The following is a 1,503-nucleotide window of genomic DNA, read 5'->3' as shown; positions in this document are numbered from 1 at the left end:
GTGCTTGCACTGATTTCAACACTGAAGCGAGTGGCGAACTGGTGAGTAACACGTGGGAAATCTGCCCAGAAGCAGGGGATAACACTTGGAAACAGGTGCTAATACCGCATAACAACAAGAACCGCATGGTTCTTGTTTGAAAGGTGGCTTCGGCTATCACTTCTGGATGATCCCGCGGCGTATTAGTTAGTTGGTGAGGTAAAGGCCCACCAAGACAATGATACGTAGCCGACCTGAGAGGGTAATCGGCCACATTGGGACTGAGACACGGCCCAAACTCCTACGGGAGGCAGCAGTAGGGAATCTTCCACAATGGACGAAAGTCTGATGGAGCAATGCCGCGTGAGTGAAGAAGGGTTTCGGCTCGTAAAACTCTGTTGTTAAAGAAGAACACTTCTGAGAGTAACTGTTCAGAAGTTGACGGTATTTAACCAGAAAGCCACGGCTAACTACGTGCCAGCAGCCGCGGTAATACGTAGGTGGCAAGCGTTGTCCGGATTTATTGGGCGTAAAGCGAGCGCAGGCGGTTTTTTAAGTCTGATGTGAAAGCCTTCGGCTTAACCGGAGAAGTGCATCGGAAACTGGGAAACTTGAGTGCAGAAGAGGACAGTGGAACTCCATGTGTAGCGGTGGAATGCGTAGATATATGGAAGAACACCAGTGGCGAAGGCGGCTGTCTAGTCTGTAACTGACGCTGAGGCTCGAAAGCATGGGTAGCGAACAGGATTAGATACCCTGGTAGTCCATGCCGTAAACGATGAGTGCTAGGTGTTGGAGGGTTTCCGCCCTTCAGTGCCGCAGCTAACGCATTAAGCACTCCGCCTGGGGAGTACGACCGCAAGGTTGAAACTCAAAGGAATTGACGGGGGCCCGCACAAGCGGTGGAGCATGTGGTTTAATTCGAAGCTACGCGAAGAACCTTACCAGGTCTTGACATACTATGCAAATCCTAGAGATAGGACGTTCCCTTCGGGGACATGGATACAGGTGGTGCATGGTTGTCGTCAGCTCGTGTCGTGAGATGTTGGGTTAAGTCCCGCAACGAGCGCAACCCTTATTATCAGTTGCCAGCATTAAGTTGGGCACTCTGGTGAGACTGCCGGTGACAAACCGGAGGAAGGTGGGGATGACGTCAAATCATCATGCCCCTTATGACCTGGGCTACACACGTGCTACAATGGACGGTACAACGAGTCGCGAAGTCGTGAGGCTAAGCTAATCTCTTAAAGCCGTTCTCAGTTCGGATTGTAGGCTGCAACTCGCCTACATGAAGTTGGAATCGCTAGTAATCGCGGATCAGCATGCCGCGGTGAATACGTTCCCGGGCCTTGTACACACCGCCCGTCACACCATGAGAGTTTGTAACACCCAAAGCCGGTGAGATAACCTTCGGGAGTCAGCCGTCTAAGGTGGGACAGATGATTAGGGTGAAGTCGTAACAAGGTAGCCGTAGGAGAACCTGCGGCTGGATCACCTCCTTTCTAAGGAATATACGGAGGCTAC

1 rRNA gene is annotated in these 1,503 nt (G+C 51.7%); it reads left to right on the top strand.

Annotation, left to right across the window (positions count from 1 at the left end):
• Window positions 1–1,481: ribosomal RNA gene (locus tag FC99_RS02680) — 16S ribosomal RNA — on the top strand; the annotation flags it as partial.
• Window positions 1,482–1,503 lie beyond the last annotated feature (22 nt).

Source organism: Levilactobacillus koreensis JCM 16448, assembly GCF_001435525.1.
Classification (GTDB): Bacteria; Bacillota; Bacilli; order Lactobacillales; family Lactobacillaceae; genus Levilactobacillus; species Levilactobacillus koreensis.
Note: the sequence above shows the minus strand (reverse complement) of the source record. Positions and strands in the feature narration are given on the sequence as shown.